We start from the raw sequence: 15,404 nt of genomic DNA on the forward strand, positions 1-15,404 counted from the left end.
AAGGATAAAGTCATGGCAAATTTCCTTCGCCGCCCACTCGGTATCGCGCTCGGCGCGCTGGCGACCGCCAGCCTCGGCGGCTGCTACTATGGCGACGTCAACGGCTATGGGTCGAGCTACGCCGGCAACGATTGCGTGTCGCGCTATGGCGACAGCTATTACGACTATGACCCCTATGCCTATGACGACGGCTATGGTTACGACTGCTACGACGGCAGCGACTATGGCGCGGGCTTCGTCAACATCGGCTTCGGCGGCGGCTGGTACGACAATTATTATTATCCCGGCTACGGGCTGTGGCTCTTCGACAGCTACAACAACCGCTATCCGCTACGCGGCCAGTATCTGAACTATTGGGGCGGGCGGCGCGCCTGGTGGCGGCACCATGGCGGGCGCGGCGACGGCCACTGGAACGGCGGCAACCGCCCCGGTCGCGGCGACGACAACTGGAATGGCGGCCGCCCGGGCCGCGGCGACGGGCAGTGGAACGGCCGTCCGGGCCGCGGCGACGGCCCGCGCGGCGACCGCGACCGCGATGGCGACCGGGACGGCCCGCGCGGCACCCGCCCGCCGCGTCCGGGCGCAGGCGGCCCGCCGACCGGCACCACGCCGATCGATCCCAGCCGCGGCGACGGCCGTCCTGGCTGGACGCGCCCCGGCGGCAACAATGGCGATGGCCGTCCCGGCGGCTGGACACGTCCCGGCGGCAATGATCGCGACGGCCCGCGCGGCACGCGGCCGCCGCGCCCCGGCGCGGACAGCGGCAGCGCACCCGGCGCGCCGGTGACCACGCCCGTCCGCCCCGGAAGGCCCGATCGCGGGCCCGGCGCTGGACGCGTCCCGCGCCAGGAATGGCAGGGCAATCGCGGTGGTGGCAGTTCGGTAGGCGGCACTCCCCGCCCCGAGCGGCCGCAGGCGGCACCCCCGACGCGCGGTGCGCCGCCGGCGACGCGCAGCGCTCCGCCATCGCCGCCCGCCGCAAGCGCGCCGCGTCCGGCATCGGCGCCAGCCACGCGCAGCGGCGCCGCCGAACGGCCGAGCCGCGTCCGCGAGAATTGAGCCGCCGCGCCGGGGCCTGACCGGAGGCCCGGTCAGGCCTTGGTGCTGCGCTCGTCGGTGACCATATCCTCGGCGAGGTCGAGCCCGCGCGTCCCGTGATGCGACGTGTGTGCGGGGGCGTGTGGCATCTCCATCTCGGCCGGCTCGGGCACCTGCAGCATGCCTTCCCATTTGGTGATGACCGACGTCGCCACCGCATTGCCGACGACGTTGGTCGCGGTGCGCCCCATATCGAGGAACTGGTCGATCGCGAGGATGATCGCGACACCCTCGACCGGCAGCCCGAATTGCGCGAGCGTGCCGGTGATCACGACCAGGCTCGCGCGCGGCACCGCGGCGATGCCCTTCGAACTGACCATCAAGGTCAGCAGGATCAGCACCTGCGTCGTGATCGACAGGTCGAGACCATAAGCCTGCGCGATGAAGATCGTCGCGAAGCTCATATACATCATCGAACCGTCTAGGTTGAAGCTGTAGCCGAGCGGCAGCATGAAGCCCGAGATACGGCGCGGAATGCCGAAGCGGTCGAGCTGTTCGAACATCTTGGGCAGCGCCGCCTCCGACGAGGCGGTCGAGAAGGCGATCAGCAAAGGCTCGCGGATATAGCGGATCAGTTGCCAGATGCGCTGGCGGAGGAATATCCAGCCTGCGGTGAGCAGGATGACCCACAGCAGCACGAGCGAGGCGTAGAATTCGACGAGCAGTTCGAGATAGGTGCCGAGGATCGCGAGCCCGCTCTTGGCGACGACATTGGCGATCGCGCCGAACACCGCGAAGGGCGCGAAGCGCATCACATAGCCGGTGATCTGCAGCATCATTTCGGCGAGCGCATCGGCGCCGCGCACCAGCACCGCGCCCCGCTCGCCGATCGCCGACAAGGCGACGCCCGCGAAGATCGAAAAGACCAGGATCTGCAGGATGTTGTTGGTCGCGAGCGCCTCGAGCGCATTCTTGGGGAAGATCGACAGGGTAAATTCCCACGCGTCGAGCTTCTTGACCTCGCCCACCATCTTCGCCGCTTCGGCGGCATCGGGGATCGGCGCGCCGACCCCGGGCTGGAAGAGGTTCACCATCAACAGGCCGAGCGCGATAGAGATGAAGCTCGCCGCGATGAACCAGCTGATCGCGCGGACGCCGATGCGGCCGAGGGCGCTGCTGTCGCCCATATGCGCGATCCCGACGACGATCGTCGACAGCACCAGCGGCGCGACGAGCAGCTTGATCAGGTTGAGGAAGATGTCCGAGAGCAGCTTGAACGACTTGGACAGATATTCGAACCAGACATGGTCCGACGGCAGGCCCACATGCACGGCGTAACCGACGATGACGCCGAGTATCATGCCGGCCAGAATATACCAGGTAAGCTTACGGTCCATGCGGCCGTCCCCCTCAAAAATCTTCGTGTATCCGGGCGCGGTCGCGGCCCGACATTATGGCCCCCTTTGAGCGGGCGCGGCGCGCAGCGTCAAGGGCGGCGCGCTCAACCGATCAGGTCATGAAGGCGGTGATCGCGAGACAGGTGGAAACCCCGGTGATGATGTTGAGCGGCACCCCGATCTTGACGAAATCGACGAAGCGATAATCGCCCGCGGCATAGACGATGGTGTTGGTCTGATAGCCGATCGGGGTCGCGAAACAGGCCGAGGCGCCGATCATCAGCGCGATCACCAGCGGCCGCGGATCGACCCCAAGCTCGGCGGCGATCGCGAGCGTCACCGGGGTCATCAGCGCCGCGACCGCATTGTTGCTGAGCAGTTCGGATAGGAGCAGCGCGAAAAAATAGATGCCGAAGACAAGTACCCACATCGGCTGCCCCGCGAGCGAGGGTTCAACCCAGCCGACCATCATCGCCACCGCGCCGCTCTGTTCCAGCGCGAGCCCGACCGCGAGCATCGCGAAGATCAGGATCAGCACGTCGCCATCGATCGTGCCCCACGCCTCCTCGCTGTCGATGCAGCGGGTGACGAGGATGACGCCGATCGCGATGATCGCCGCGACGCCGATCGACATCACATCGAACGCGGCGAGCGAGACCACGGAAAGCATGCACAGCACCGCGATCCACGCCTTGCGGCGGCGGAAGGCACGCACTTTTGCGAGGTCGGCGCCGATCAGGTGCGGATTGTCGCGCAGCGCCTCGACCTCGCGTGGGCCGCCCGCGACGAGCAGGCGGTCGGCGGGGCGGATGCGCACGCTCGCGAGGTCGGGGCCGGGCTCGTGCGCGGGGCGGTCGAGCCCGACGATGCGCGCGCGTATCTTCTGCAGGAAGGGAATGTCGATCAGGCGCTGGCCGATCGCGGGGTGGTTCGACGCGATCATCGTCTCGACGACCAAGTCGCTTTCGTCGGGCTCGCCGCTGCCGATGCCGAGGCGGAAGCGGCCCTGCTCGCGCCAGGTCATCAGCGTCGCGCCGTCGACGCGCACGACGATCCGGTCGCCCGCTGCGAGGATCCAGTTTTCGAGCTCGGCGCCGTGCACCACGACGCTCGCGCGGCGGATGCCGACGATGCGCCCGGTGCGCGGCAAATCCTTGAACGCCTCCATCGTCATGCCGACGAGATCGTCCTCGTCGCCGACCACGAGTTCGGTCAGGTAGAGATGCGAATCATGCGTGCCCGCGGGGCCCATGACGGGCTTGTCCGACGGCAGCAGCCACCACATCAGCGCGAGCCCGATCATGCCCGACGCCGCGGTGACGAGGCCGATCGGGGTGATCTCGAAGATGCCGAAGCGCTCCAGCCCCGCCTCGCGCACGATGCCGTCGACGACGAGGTTGGTCGAGGTGCCGATCAGCGTCAGCGTGCCGCCGAGCACCGCGGCGATCGACAGCGGCATCAGCAATTTCTTCGCGCTGACCCCCGTGACCTCGGCGAGCTTCATCATGATCGGCAGCAGCACGACGACGACGGGCGTGTTGTTGAGGAAGGCCGAAGCGGCGACCGCGCCGAGCAGCACCTCGACGATCGCAAGGCGCGGGTGCTTTTCGGCGCGCGCCATGATCAGGTCGGCGACGCGCTGGATCACCCCGGTGCGGATCAGCGCGCCCGACAATATGAACATCGCGCCGATGACGATCGGCGCCGAGTTCGAGAAGACCGAATAGAGTCCCTTGTCGTCGAGGATGCCGAGCGCGAGATAGGTGCAGGCGCCGAGGATCGCGATCACCGTCGCGGGCAACCGCTCCATCAGGAAGCCGACGAACATCAGCCCCAGGATCGCGAGCGAAATGACCGCCTGATGGGCGTCGATGAAAGCCCGGACGGTCTCGATCACACCGGCATCAGCCGTTTTGCGCCCGGTGCAGCAATTTATGGTCGGCGAGGACGAGCGCCATCATCGCCTCGACCACCGGCGCGCCGCGGATGCCGACGCAGGGGTCGTGGCGGCCCTTGGTGACGATGTCGGCCGCCTCGCCCGCCTTGTTGATCGTTGGCACCGGGGTCAGGATCGAGCTGGTCGGCTTGAACGCGACGCGCACGACGACCGGCTGGCCGGTCGAGATGCCGCCCGCGATACCGCCGGCGTTGTTCGACAGGAAGTCGGGACGGTTGCTGCCGTCGCTCGCGGGGCGCATCGGATCGGCATTCTCTTCGCCGCGGAGGCGGGCCGCATGGAAACCCGCGCCGATCTCGACGCCTTTCACCGCGTTGATCCCCATCATCGCGGCGGCGAGGTCGCTGTCGAGCTTGGCATAGATCGGCGCGCCCCAGCCGGCGGGGACGCCGCTCGCGGCGCATTCGATCACCGCGCCCAGCGACGATCCGGCCTTGCGCGCAGCGTCCATCATCCCTTCCCAGCGCTGCGCCGCGGCGGGATCGGGACAGAAGAAGGGATTGCGATCAATCTCTTCGAGGTCGAAGTTCGCGGGGTCGATCGCATCGCCGCCGATCTCGGCGACCCAGGCGTGGATCTGGACCTCGGGAATGATCAGCCGCGCGACCCCGCCCGCGGCGACGCGCGCCGCGGTCTCGCGCGCGCTCGACCGCCCGCCGCCGCGATAGTCGCGGATGCCATATTTGGCGTCATAGGCATAATCGGCATGGCCGGGGCGATAGGCCTGCGCGATCTCGCCATAATCCTTCGAGCGCTGGTCGACATTGTCGATCATCAGGCTGATCGGCGTGCCCGTGGTCTTGCCCTCGAACACCCCCGACAGGATGCGCACCTGGTCGGGTTCCTGCCGCTGCGTCGTGTGGCGCGACTGGCCGGGGCGGCGCTTGTCGAGCCAGGGCTGGATATCGCCCTCGCCGAGCGACAGCCGCGGCGGGCAGCCGTCGACCACCGCGCCGAGCGCGGGCCCATGGCTCTCCCCCCAGGTCGTGAAGCGAAAGACGCGTCCGAAGCTGTTGAAACTCATCGATCCTACCCCAATCGGCCGAATGCGCGCGCATAGTCGGCGCGGCCGCCTTGCGGCCAAGCGGCGTTCGAGTCCAGCATCATCGCCATGAAATGCGGCCCGGCGAAGGGCGAAGCGAAGCGCGCGGCGAGGTCGGGCGAATAGCCGAAACGCGGGTAATAGCTTTCGTGGCCGAGGACGAAGCTCATCGCGACGCCCTGGTCGCGCAGGGCATTAAGCCCGGCGCGGATCAGCGCGTCGCCGACGCCTTGCCCTTGCCGGTCGGGGACGACCGAGACCGGCGCGAGACCGGCGGCGGCGATCGCACGGCCATCAGCCTCGACATCCATCTGACTGAACAGCACATGCCCGACGGCCACACCGTCCGCTTCGGCGACCAGCGACACCATGACGTCACCATCGGCCTCGATCATGCGGAGAAGCTCCGCCTCGCCCTGATGGCCGAATTCGGTCGACGCGAACGCCGCGCGGATCACCTGGTCGATCGCCTCGCCATCCTCCGCGCGTGCGGGACGGATGACGATGCCGTCACGCAAGCGCGATGTCCGGCGCGTCTTCCTGTTTCATGCCGATCGTGTGGTAACCCGCGTCGACATGGTGCGTCTCGCCGGTGACCCCCGACGACAGGTCGCTGAGCAGATACAGCGCCGAGCCGCCGACATCGTCGATGGTGACGTTGCGGCGCAGCGGGGCGTTAAATTCGTTCCACTTCAGGATCAGGCGGAAATCGCCGATGCCCGACGCAGCGAGCGTCTTGATCGGCCCCGCCGAGATCGCGTTCACGCGCACCCCCTGCGGACCATAGTCGTTGGCGAGATATTTGACGCTGGTCTCGAGCGCCGACTTGGCGACGCCCATGACATTGTAATGCGGGATCACCTTCTCGGCGCCATAATAGCTGAGCGTCAGCAGCGATCCGCCGCCTTTGCCCGTCTCGGGATCGTAGGCCGTCATCATCTTCGACGCGCGCTGCGCCACCGCGGTGAAGCTGTAGACGCTGATGTTCATCGTCATCAGGAAATCTTCGAGGCCGACGTCGGCATAATGGCCGCGCAGCGCCTCCTTGTTGGTGTAGCCGATCGCGTGGACGACGAAATCGATCGTCGGCCAGCGGGTGCCCAGCGTCGCGAAGGCCGCGTCGAGGTTCGCCATGTCGGACACGTCGCAATCGATCAGGAAATCGCAGCCGAGCTCGTCGGCGAGCGGCTTCACGCGCTTGAGCATCACGTCGCCCTGGTACGAGATCGCGAGCTCGGCGCCCGCGCCATGCAGCGCCTTGGCGATGCCCCACGCGAGCGACTTGTCGTTCGCAAGGCCCATGATCAACCCGCGCTTGCCAGTCATCAGACCCGTCATTTTGTATCTCCGGTCTTTTTGTCTTCGATAATGATGTCGTCGACGCGCCCAATAGCGTCGTGGCCCAAATCCTCAACCTCTACCAAGGCAGCATTGAGTTCGGCGCCCATCACCATACCCAATCCGACGAGGTAGAAAAAGAAGAGCGCGACCATCACACCCGCCAGGCTGCCATAGGTTGCGTCGTAGCTGAGCAGGCTGGCGAGCAGGGGCGGCAGCGCGAGCGTGACGCCGATCCACCAGAGCGTCGTGAACAGCGCGCCCGGCCATTTGGGGAATTGTTTGCGGCGGTATTTCGAGGGGGTGAGGCTGTAGAAGAGCATGTAGATCGCGAGGAACAGCCCGAACCCCGACACCCCGCGCGACAGCAGGACGATGCCGAAGGACTGGAAGCGTTCGGGCAGGAAGCGCGTGACGAACTCCTCGATGCCGACGATCAGCACCTGCATGCTGAACGACAGCAGCATCAGCACGACCGCGCCGGTGATGATCCCGATCGACAGCAGCCGGTAGTGGAAGAAACCCTTCGAGAAATGCGTGCCATAGGCGCGGCGGAGGATGTCGCGCACCGTCTCGATCAGGCTGCCGACGGTCCAAAGCGCGACGAGCGCGCCGAGCCACAGGAAGATGCCGGTGCGCGCCGACATCACCTCGCGGATCGGACCCGACAGCGCCTTCGCGACGGTCGGCGGCATCGTCGAGAAGACCGCCTCGATCGCCGCCTCGCCGCCGACGCTGCCGCCGAAGATCGACAGCGCCGCCGCGAGCAGGATGAAGAAGGGAAAGAGCGCGATCAGCGCCAGATAGGCGAGGTTTCCTGCATGGATGAAGCCGTCGGTATAGGTGCCGACGAGAACGCGGCGGACGATCTTGAAGACGCGCGTGCCGGGGCCGAGCGACTCGCGGCCGCGGTGGATCAGCCCCTCGGCGCGCGCGCGCAACTTGACGCGCTTGGCGCGCTCGGCGCGTGCTTCGGGCGAATGCGGCGAATGGCCTTCGGCGGCGAATTGCTCGGTGACCTCAGCGGCGACCTCGCGCTCGATCGCGGCGACCGCCGCCTTGTCGGACGGCTCAGCCACGCATCACACGCCGAGGTCGGCCCGCACGGCGCGCGAATCGTTCCATTCGCCGACCAGCTTCTCGAGCCCCGCGTCGCCCGCGGGCAGGTCGACCATCAACCGCACCAACTGGTCGCCGCGCCCGCCGCCCTTCTGGGTGAAGCCCCTGCCCTTGAGCCGCATCACCTTGCCCGAGGTCGACCCCGCGGGGATCGACAGCATCACCGGGCCGTCGACCGTCGGCACCTTGATCTTCGCGCCCTGCACCGCCTCGTTCAGCGTCACCGGCAGGTCGAGGCGGATGTTGGCGCCCTCGCGGACATAGAAAGGATGGTCCTTGACGCTGATCGTCACGATGCCGTCGCCATGGCCGCCGGGACCCGGCTGGCCCTTGCCCGCGAGGCGCATCTGCGTGCCCGTCTCGACCCCGGCGGGAAGCTTCAAATCGATCGTGCCGCCGTCGGCCAGCGTGATCCGCTGCGGCGCCTGCGTCGCGGCGTCGACGAAGGAGACCGCGAGACGATAGGCGACATTGGCGCCCTTCGCCGGCGGCGCGCTGCGCCCGCCGAAACCGCCGAAAGGCCCACCGCCCCCGCCGCCGCGACCGCCGAACAGGCCCTCGAAGATGTCGCCGAAGTCGCTGCTTTCGTTGCCGAACCCACCGAAGCCGCCCTGCCCGCGCGGGTCGCCGCGGAACCCGCCGCCGCCATAGCCGAAGGGCATCGCCGGATTGCCCTCGGCGTCGATCTCGCCGCGGTCGAACTGGCCGCGCTTGGTCTTGTCCGACAGCAGGTCATAGGCCTTGGTGACGTCGGAGAATTTCTCCGACGCCTTCGGATTGTCCTTGTTCTTGTCGGGGTGCAATTCCTTGGCGAGCTTGCGGTACGCGGATTTGATCTCCGCTTCGCTCGCGCTCTTCGCGACGCCAAGGGTGGAATAGGGATCTGCCATTTTGCTCCTGTAGCCCGATAAGATGTTGGCCGGAAAGGCCCATATGCGCGCGCGATGTGGGAATGTCGTAAAGGACGGTCAAGTTCCGCGGCGACGATGAAACTCGACCGCCGCCCCGCAGCGCATTAGAAGCGCGCGCATGACGACCGATCCTTTCGCATTGTTCGACGCCTGGTTCGCCGAAGCCCGGACCAGCGAGCCCAACGACGCCAACGCCATGGCGCTCGCGACCACCACCCCCGACGGCCATCCCTCGCTGCGCATGGTGCTGCTCAAGGGCTATGGCCCCGACGGCTTTATCTTCTACACCAACCTCGACAGCCGCAAGGGGAATGAGCTCGCGGCCAACCCGCATGTCGCCTTGCTCTTCCACTGGAAATCGCTGCGCCGCCAAATCCGCATCGAGGGGCCGGTGAGCCCGGTCGACGACGCGACCGCCGATGCCTATTTCGCGACGCGCAGCCGCGACAGCCAGCTCGGCGCCTGGGCGAGCGACCAGTCGCGCCCGCTGGACAGCCGCGAAACCTTCGAGGCGCGCTTCGCCGAAATGCAGGCGCGCTTCGAGGGCCAGGACGTGCCGCGCCCGCCGCGCTGGTCGGGCTGGCGCGTCGCGCCCCAACGCATCGAGTATTGGCAGGACCGCGAACATCGCCTGCACGAGCGTAACCTCTTCGTCCGCGACGGCGAAAACTGGTCGAAAGGTCTCCTCTATCCATGAGCTGGCGCCGCTTCCCGATCACCCAGGTCGATGCCTTTGCCGACCGTCCCTTCGCGGGCAATCCCGCCGCGGTGATGCCGCTCGACGAGTGGCTCGCCGACGACGTGCTGCAGGCGATCGCCGCCGAGAACAACCTCGCCGAGACCGCCTTCCTGATCCCCGACGAGAGCGGCGAGGCCGATTATGAACTGCGCTGGTTCACCCCGGGGGTCGAGGTCGCGCTCTGCGGCCATGCGACGCTCGCGAGCGGGCATGTGCTGCTCAGCGCCGCGCCATGGCGCGACGACATGCGCTTCCGTACCCGCAAGGCCGGCATCCTCCGCGTCGCGCGCGACGGCGACGAGGGCTACAAGATGGCGCTGCCCGCCTACCCCGCCGCGCCCAAGCCGCTGCCCGATTTCGTCAAGGCGATGGGCGGCAAACCGGTCGAGACCTTGTGGCACGACGGCGGCTATGCCCTGATCGTCTACCCCGACGCCGCGAGCGTGCGCGCGCTCGATCCCGACCTCCGCGCGCTGTCGGTCGGCGGCGACATCCTCTATATCGCGACCGCCCCCGGCGCCGGCGATCCGTCAGGCGCCGAGGTCGTCAGCCGCTGTTTCGTCCCCGGCGCGGGCATCGACGAGGATCCGGTGACCGGGTCGGCGCACAGCGTACTCACCCCCTATTGGTCGGCGCGCCTCGGCCGCGACCGCTTCGCCGCCTTTCAGGCGAGCAAGCGCGGCGGCCATGTGGGGTGCCGCGCGGACGGTGCGATGGTCGAACTCAGCGGGACGTGCGTGACGACGCTGGTGGGCGAGTTTCTGCTCTGATCATTTGAAAAGGACTCGCACAAAGCCACGAAGCCACAAAGAGGGTTTTAATCCTCCGTTCGGGCTGAGCTTGTCGAAGCCCCGTTCTTCTCCTGAGAGAGCAGGAAAGAACAGCCCTTCGAAAGGCTCAGGGCAAACGGATTGGGGGAGCCCCCTTTGTGGCTTCGTGGCTTTGTGCGAGTCTCTTCCCCATCGCTTCAAAGAGCCGCCGTCAGATCCGCCAGGCGCCGGCGCAGCTCGGGAAACTCGTCGTCGTCGGTCACCCCCAGCCGCACGATCGTCACCCGCTGCGACGGCGAGACGATGATATACTGCCCCTGGTGCCCGATGCAGGCGAAGAGGTCGTTCGGCCCGCGGTCGGGCCACAGGCTCGGCGTCACGCCGCGCGGACGCGTGCGGTTGAGCCAGATATGGCCGCCATAGCCCGCATCCTTCGCCGAGGGCCGCAGCATGAAATCCATCCAGCTTTCGGGCAGCAGCCGCTGGCCGTTGACGACGCCATGGTTGCGCAGGAATTCGCCGAATTTCGCATAGTCGCGCGCGGTCGCGTGCATGATCGATCCGCCGATCATCGTCCCCGCGGCGTCGAACTCCGGCGTCAGGCTGGTCATGCCGAGCGGCTCCGCCAGCCGCCCCGAAATGAACTCGCGCATCGCCTCGCGCCGCGCCTCGGGGCTTTTCGAGGGGGTCAGCGTGTCGGCCAGGATATCCGCCAGGATCACGCTGGTCGCCGAGCTGTAGTTGAAGACCTCGCCCGGCTGCGCCGCCGCAGGCTTGGCCTCGGCAAAGGCCGCCATGTCGGGCGCGCCGCCCCCGAAGAGCATCGCGACCGTGTCGCCCTCCCAGATGGGATCGCCATTTTCGACATGCTCGAGCCCCGAGGACATGTGGAGCAGGTCGGCGAGCGTGATCGCGCCGCGGGGATCGCCGCTGCGCTGCCAGGCCGCGACCGGCGCCGGCGCGTCGAGCGACAATTGGCCGTCGGAGACCATGATCCCGGTCAGCACCGCGGTGATGCTCTTCGCCATCGACCAGCTGATCATCTTGGTCTCGGGCCCGAACCCCTCGCCATAGCGTTCGTAGACCGGTTCGCCGTCCTTCAGCACATAGAGCGCGCGCGTCTCGCCCACCGCATCGGCGTTGGCGAAGAGCGCGTCGGCCTTCGCCTTGATCGCGGGGTCGAGTGCGGGGAGCGGCGGCAGCGTGTCGACCGCCTCCTCGGACATCGACGCTCCCATCGCGGGGCCCGGCGTCGCGGGCGCGATACTGCCCTGCCCCGCCGCCTGGCCCAGCGACCAGACCCCGACGAGCGCGAGCGCGCCACTTGCCAGCAGGATTTTTTTGGTGATCATGGCCGTGTGACTAACACCGATCCGCCCGTCCCGGCAACGCCCGAGCCGACGCCGCAACCGGCGGCGCAACCCACACCGGCACCGCTGCCTACCAGCCCCGCGCCGGAGGTGCCCGAGCGGTTGCGCGGCAAGAAGCGGCCGAGCCGCTGGGGCGGCTGCCTGCCCTGGCTGCTGATCGCGCTGGTGATCGGCGGCGGGTACCTGATCTGGAAATTCCCCTCATTCCGCGCGCAGGCCGAGCTCGGCTCGGCCTATGCCGCGCGCGTCGGCTGTTCATGCCGCTACGTCCAGGGACGAAGCCTCGAAAGCTGCACCACCGACTTCGCGCCGGGTATGGAGTTGGTCTCGCTGAGCGAAGACCCCGCGACCAAGACGGTCACCGGCAGCGTCCCCCTGCTCGCCTCGCGCAGCGCGCGCTACGCTGGCGCGAGCGGCTGCCTGCTCAGGCCCGAGGACTAACGGTCCCGAGGACCGGGTACGAACAGCGCCGCGCCGACCGCGACCGCCGCCGGCGCGCCGAAGACGAGGATCCAGATCGCCGCCTCCTCGCCCCAGCCGTAACCCGCGTAAAGCACGCCGACGAGCAGATTGCCGACCGAGACGAGCAGCCACAGCAGGACGAACAGCCGCGTCGCGCGGCGGACGTCGCGGATCGCCAGCCGCAGTATGATGAGCAACGCGACGCCTGCGATCAGCATGATGACGGTGTGCGACATGATCATGTCTCCCCCATGGTGGCGACCCCGGCAAAGCGCCGGCGCCATTCGCCCGGCGACTGGCCGAGCTTGTCGCGAAACGCCGCGCACAGATGCGCGTGGCTCGAAAAGCCGGTGGCGAAGGCGATCTCCGCCACCGACAGCGGCCGGTTCATCAGATACCAGCGCGCGCGCCGCAGCCGCTGGCGCAGCAGATATTGCCGCGGGGTGCGCCCCGTCGCGCGCGCGAAATGGGCGATCAGGCTGTTGACCGACATGCCTGCCTCGGCGGCCAGTTCCTCGACGGTCAGCGGGGTTTCGATGCGTGCCTCGATCAGCGCGAGCAGCGCGTCGATCCGGTGCGCGGCGCGCGCCGGGGTCCGCGCGGCCGGCGCGCCGTCGATCGCGGCGGCGATCAGCGCGAGGAGCGGCCCGGCGGCGCCCTGGTCCCCGTCGGCCAGCGCGTGGACCAGCGCCGCCATCGCGGGGTCGTCATGCCCCGCGAGCGGCCGCGCAGATGCGCCGACCGGCAAGAGGCCGGGGTCGATCGCGACGCGGACATAGCGCACCGCGCCGCCCTCGGCCCGCGCGCGATAGCGATGGCCCGCGGGCGCCAGCCACAGCTCGCCCGGCAGCGGATCGCCCAAGGACGTGCGCCGTCCGTCGAGCCAGGTCTCGAGCCGGTGATAGCTGCCCGCCTCATGGAGAATCAGCGCATGGACGTCGGTTTCGATCGTCCAGCTTTCGGGGCCGCCGATCCGGTCGACGATGCGGGCCGCGCTGATCCCCACCCCATCCATGCCGCCATAATGCCGAAGTTGGGAGAATCTGAAAGCCTCGATTTGGCGGCGAGCCTAGGATCACCTCCCCACCCTTTGCTTTTCGGGAAACGGACCATGACCGACCACAGCCTCAACGGAAAAACCGTCCTCATCGCCGGCGGCGCCAAGAATCTCGGCGGCCTCATCGCGCGCGACTTCGCCGCGCAGGGCGCCGCCGCCGTCGCCGTCCACTATAACAGCATCGCCGCGCGCGGCGCGGCCGACGCCACCGTCGCCGCGATCGAGGCGGCGGGCGCGAAGGGCTTTGCCTTCCAGGCCGACCTCACCACTGCGGGCGCCGTCGAGAAGCTTTTCGCCGACGCGAAAGCCGCGATGGGCGGCATCGACATCGCGATCAACACCGTCGGCAAGGTGCTGAAAAAGCCGATGGTCGAGATCGGCGAGGCGGAGTTCGACGACATGAGCGCGGTGAACAGCAAGTCCGCCTTCTTCTTCCTGAAGGAGGCGGGCCGGCATGTCAGCGACGGCGGCAAGGTGTGCACGCTCGTGACCTCGCTGCTCGGCGCCTACACGCCCTTCTATGCCAGCTACGCCGGCACCAAGGCGCCGGTCGAACATTATACCCGCGCCGCGTCGAAGGAATTCGGCGAGCGGGGGATTTCGGTGACCGCGATCGGACCGGGGCCGATGGATACGCCCTTCTTCTACCCCGCCGAGGGCGCCGACGCGGTCGCCTATCACAAGACCGCGGCGGCGCTGTCGCCCTTCAGCCCGACCGGGCTCACCCATATCGAGGACATCGTGCCGTGGATCCGCTTCCTCGTCACCGACGGCTGGTGGATGACCGGCCAGACGATCCTCGTGAACGGCGGCTACACGACCAAATAGGCTCCTCGCGGCGGGCGGCCCCACCACCCCTCCCGGGGACGCCCGCCGGCCTTTTCAGGCGAGGAATGCGTCCATCGCGGCGTTGACCGCGTCGGGCGCTTCCCAGGTCACGAAATGGCCGCAGCCGGGCACCTTCACGATCGTCGCGTTCGGCACCAGGTCCTCGATGCCTTCGAGGTTGCTCGGCGGCAGCGCGACGTCGTCGAGCGCCCAGATCACCAAGGTCGGGATTTCGAGCTTCGGGAAGGGCATGGCGGGCGGCTCGACGAAGGGCGCGTCCATCGGCGGCACGTCCATCGGCGAGGCGCGGTACCAGTTGAGCATGCCGAAACAGGCGTCGCGATCCTCCCACCAGGCGAGCGACCGCGCGACCTCCTCGGGCGGGGTCGGCATGCCCTCGAGCCGCCCCTCGAACGCCTTGGCGAGCACGCCCGCGAGGCCCTGTTCGCGCACGAGCGCGTCGGTCGCGGGGTCGCGGAACAGGCGGATATACTGGCTCGCGGCGCGCTGCGCGGGATCGGTCTGGAGCAGGCGGCCGAAGATGCCGGGATGCGGCGCATTGGCGATCACCGCGCGCGTCACGCGCCCCGCCCATGCGGGCGCCATCCCGCCCGGCTGGCCCGCGAGCGCGATGCCCCAGCTGATCGCGCCGCCCCAGTCGTGCCCGACGATGGTGAAGGTCTCGACCCCCAGCGCATCGGCAAGCGCGAAGATGTCGGCGAACAGCTTGTCGGGCGTATAGTCGGCGACGTCCTGCGGCTTCGACGATCCGCAATAGCCGCGCTGGTCGGGCGCGATGCAGCGGAAGCGCGTCGCGAAATGCGGCAGCTGGTGGCGCCAGGTGCGGTGCGATTCGGGAAAGCCGTGGAGGAAGACCAGCACGGGCGCGTCGCGCGGCCCGATATCGACGACGTCGAGTTCGACCCCGGTCGAAAGCTTCACCCGCTGCTGCTCGAAATCGCCGATCATGCTCCGCTCCATAGGTTGCTTTTCGCAACCTGATGGCGGGGATCGGGGCGACTGGCAAGGGGTGTGATCGAGGGGGCGGTTTGGCGGCGGAAGTTGACTAAGTTGACGCCCCATCGCGCGCGGGAACAAGGGGTTAGCGACGATCGTGGTCGGCGCGCGGCGCTATGGATGGACATGGGCGTCATCCGGCAGGGTAGATCATGGCGGGATTTATTAGGAAAGCGGTTTTTTGGTGGGGGCGGGTTTCGGGCGGAAGGGACCTTCTTAATCCTCCCTGTCGCGAAGCGATGGGGAGGGGGACCATGCGAAGCATGGTGGAGGGGTGGCGGCCTTGAGCCGACGTTTATGGCGTCGACCCCTCCACCACCCTGCGGGTGGTCCCCCTCCCCACGGCTTCGCCGCAGGGA

General features: G+C 68.1%; 16 protein-coding genes. 5 read left to right on the forward strand and 11 right to left on the reverse strand.

The features are described 5' to 3' along the window. Positions 1–12: 12 nt before the first annotated feature. Positions 13–1,059, forward strand: coding sequence for a hypothetical protein (locus ATE62_RS07485; protein ID WP_058818478.1), 1,047 nt, complete (start codon positions 13–15; stop codon positions 1,057–1,059). A gap of 32 nt (positions 1,060–1,091) precedes the next feature. On the opposite strand, the gene ATE62_RS07490 is transcribed toward ATE62_RS07485, so the two are convergent. The 7 genes from ATE62_RS07490 to ATE62_RS07520 all read right to left on the reverse strand — a co-directional run bounded on the left by ATE62_RS07490 (position 1,092) and on the right by ATE62_RS07520 (position 8,781). Continuing rightward, positions 1,092–2,435 (reverse strand): dicarboxylate/amino acid:cation symporter, encoded by a 1,344-nt coding sequence (locus tag ATE62_RS07490; RefSeq protein ID WP_058810297.1) that lies wholly within the window; start codon positions 2,433–2,435, stop codon positions 1,092–1,094. 112 nt (positions 2,436–2,547) lie between these two features. Further along, entirely contained in the window at positions 2,548–4,329 is a 1,782-nt protein-coding gene (locus ATE62_RS07495; protein ID WP_058810308.1) for an SLC13 family permease, read from the reverse strand. A gap of 10 nt (positions 4,330–4,339) precedes the next feature. Beyond that, entirely contained in the window at positions 4,340–5,416 is a 1,077-nt protein-coding gene (gene aroC / locus ATE62_RS07500; RefSeq protein WP_058810298.1) for a chorismate synthase, read from the reverse strand. 5 nt (positions 5,417–5,421) lie between these two features. Next, the gene (locus ATE62_RS07505) at positions 5,422–5,952 is read right to left on the reverse strand and encodes a GNAT family N-acetyltransferase (protein WP_058810299.1); all 531 of its coding nucleotides are present in this window, start codon (positions 5,950–5,952) and stop codon (positions 5,422–5,424) included. Next, positions 5,945–6,772, reverse strand: coding sequence for an enoyl-ACP reductase FabI (fabI, locus tag ATE62_RS07510; RefSeq protein ID WP_058810300.1), 828 nt, complete (start codon positions 6,770–6,772; stop codon positions 5,945–5,947). Before fabI ends, ATE62_RS07505 begins: the two co-directional genes overlap by 8 nt. Beyond that, positions 6,769–7,851: a YihY/virulence factor BrkB family protein gene (locus tag ATE62_RS07515; protein ID WP_082662656.1), complete on the reverse strand. Its 1,083-nt coding sequence runs from the start codon at positions 7,849–7,851 to the stop codon at positions 6,769–6,771. The genes fabI and ATE62_RS07515 overlap by 4 nt, the downstream gene beginning before the upstream one ends. A gap of 3 nt (positions 7,852–7,854) precedes the next feature. Beyond that, the gene (locus tag ATE62_RS07520; protein WP_058810301.1) at positions 7,855–8,781 is read right to left on the reverse strand and encodes a DnaJ C-terminal domain-containing protein; all 927 of its coding nucleotides are present in this window, start codon (positions 8,779–8,781) and stop codon (positions 7,855–7,857) included. Between the two features lie 139 nt (positions 8,782–8,920). Between ATE62_RS07520 and pdxH the strand changes: the two genes are divergently transcribed. Beyond that, on the forward strand, positions 8,921–9,499 hold the full coding sequence (gene pdxH, locus ATE62_RS07525) for a pyridoxamine 5'-phosphate oxidase (RefSeq protein ID WP_058810302.1): 579 nt from the start codon (positions 8,921–8,923) through the stop codon (positions 9,497–9,499). After that, complete coding sequence (locus ATE62_RS07530; protein WP_058810303.1) at positions 9,496–10,311, forward strand: PhzF family phenazine biosynthesis protein; 816 nt, start codon at positions 9,496–9,498, stop codon at positions 10,309–10,311. The genes pdxH and ATE62_RS07530 overlap by 4 nt, the downstream gene beginning before the upstream one ends. 197 nt (positions 10,312–10,508) lie before the next feature. Here the strand turns inward: ATE62_RS07530 and ATE62_RS07535 are convergent, their stop codons facing one another. Beyond that, the gene (locus ATE62_RS07535; protein ID WP_058810304.1) at positions 10,509–11,663 is read right to left on the reverse strand and encodes a serine hydrolase domain-containing protein; all 1,155 of its coding nucleotides are present in this window, start codon (positions 11,661–11,663) and stop codon (positions 10,509–10,511) included. Between the two features lie 6 nt (positions 11,664–11,669). Between ATE62_RS07535 and ATE62_RS23835 the strand changes: the two genes are divergently transcribed. Beyond that, on the forward strand, positions 11,670–12,122 hold the full coding sequence (locus ATE62_RS23835; protein WP_082662657.1) for a hypothetical protein: 453 nt from the start codon (positions 11,670–11,672) through the stop codon (positions 12,120–12,122). Here ATE62_RS23835 and ATE62_RS07545 read toward each other — a convergent pair. Together ATE62_RS07545 and ATE62_RS07550 are read right to left on the reverse strand one after the other, a co-directional pair. Continuing rightward, complete coding sequence (locus ATE62_RS07545; RefSeq protein ID WP_156420684.1) at positions 12,119–12,379, reverse strand: hypothetical protein; 261 nt, start codon at positions 12,377–12,379, stop codon at positions 12,119–12,121. The genes ATE62_RS23835 and ATE62_RS07545 overlap by 4 nt on opposite strands. Positions 12,380–12,381: 2 nt before the next feature. After that, positions 12,382–13,158 (reverse strand): AraC family transcriptional regulator, encoded by a 777-nt coding sequence (locus ATE62_RS07550; protein ID WP_058810306.1) that lies wholly within the window; start codon positions 13,156–13,158, stop codon positions 12,382–12,384. A 96-nt stretch (positions 13,159–13,254) separates the two neighbouring features. Between ATE62_RS07550 and ATE62_RS07555 the strand changes: the two genes are divergently transcribed. Continuing rightward, a complete protein-coding gene (locus tag ATE62_RS07555; RefSeq protein ID WP_058810307.1) occupies positions 13,255–14,028 on the forward strand; it encodes an SDR family oxidoreductase in 774 nt (257 codons plus the stop codon). A 54-nt stretch (positions 14,029–14,082) separates the two neighbouring features. On the opposite strand, the gene ATE62_RS07560 is transcribed toward ATE62_RS07555, so the two are convergent. Next, positions 14,083–14,997: an alpha/beta fold hydrolase gene (locus ATE62_RS07560; protein ID WP_058810311.1), complete on the reverse strand. Its 915-nt coding sequence runs from the start codon at positions 14,995–14,997 to the stop codon at positions 14,083–14,085. Positions 14,998–15,404: the final 407 nt, after the last annotated feature.

The sequence above is a fragment of the Sphingopyxis sp. HIX genome, from assembly GCF_001468285.1.
Classification (GTDB): domain Bacteria; phylum Pseudomonadota; class Alphaproteobacteria; order Sphingomonadales; family Sphingomonadaceae; genus Sphingopyxis.